We start from the raw sequence: 728 nt of genomic DNA, 5'->3' as shown, positions 1-728 counted from the left end.
GCGTCGGTGATGATGCGGGGACCGGTGACGTAGTCGCCCCACTCGGCGGTCTCGGAGATCGACCAGCGCATCTTCTCCAGGCCGCCCTCGTACATCAGGTCCACGATGAGCTTCAGCTCGTGCAGGCACTCGAAGTACGCGATCTCCGGCTGGTAGCCGGCCTCGGTCAGGGTCTCGAAACCGGCCTTGACCAGCGCCGCGGTACCACCGCAGAGCACCGCCTGCTCACCGAACAGGTCGGTCTCGGTCTCCTCGGTGAAGGTCGTCTTGATGACGCCCGCACGGGTGCCGCCGATGGCCTTGGCGTAGGACAGCGCGAGCGCGAAGCCGCCCCCGGTCGCGTCCTGCTCGACCGCCGCGATGCACGGGACGCCGCGGCCCTCCTCGTACTGACGGCGCACCAGGTGACCCGGCCCCTTGGGGGCGACCATGCACACGTCGACACCGGCCGGGGGCTTGATGAAGCCGTAGCGGATGTTCAGGCCGTGTCCGAAGAACAGTGCGTCGCCGTCCTTCAGGTTGTCCCTGACGGACTCCTCGTACACCCGCGCCTGGATCGGGTCCGGGACCAGGATCATGATGACGTCGGCCTCGGCCGCGGCCTCGGCGGGGGTGACCACGCGAAGACCCTGCTCCTCGGCCTTCGCCTTGGACTTGGAGCCCTCGTGCAGGCCGACGCGCACATCGACCCCCGAGTCGCGCAGCGACAGCGCGTGCGCGTGGCCCTG

1 protein-coding gene is annotated in these 728 nt (G+C 69.2%); it reads right to left on the bottom strand.

Annotation, left to right across the window (positions count from 1 at the left end):
• Window positions 1–728 (bottom strand): ketol-acid reductoisomerase (gene ilvC / locus PV342_RS40925; RefSeq protein ID WP_500321245.1); only part of this gene is annotated, 728 nt, incomplete at both ends.

The sequence above is a fragment of the Streptomyces sp. PA03-3a genome, from assembly GCF_033792735.1.
Taxonomy (GTDB): Bacteria; Actinomycetota; Actinomycetes; order Streptomycetales; family Streptomycetaceae; genus Actinacidiphila.
Note: the sequence above shows the minus strand (reverse complement) of the source record. Positions and strands in the feature narration are given on the sequence as shown.